Below are 241 nucleotides of genomic sequence, written 5' to 3'. Positions count from 1 at the left end.
CGCCGCGCCGACCGATGTCGCGCCCGCCCGTCCGGGGATCGAGGAACGGCTGGCCGCCCTGATCCGCATCCCGACGGTCTCCGCGGAGCGTGCCGAGACCGGGGACGGCCCGTTCGAGGAACTGATCGCCCTGCTCGCCGAGCAGTACCCGCTCGTCCACGAGCGCCTCACCTGCGAGCGGATCGGGGGCTCGGGGCTCGTCTACACCTGGACCGGCGGGTCCGGGGCCGACCCCGTCGTG

General features: G+C 75.1%; 1 pseudogene. It reads left to right on the top strand.

From position 1 onward, the window contains the following. Nucleotides 1-241: pseudogene (locus BN358_RS26485) on the top strand (hypothetical protein); the annotation flags it as partial.

It is taken from the genome of Sedimentibacter sp. B4, from assembly GCF_000309315.1.
GTDB lineage: Bacteria > Bacillota > Clostridia > Tissierellales > Sedimentibacteraceae > Sedimentibacter > Sedimentibacter saalensis.
This window is presented reverse-complemented; position numbering and strand designations above follow the sequence as displayed.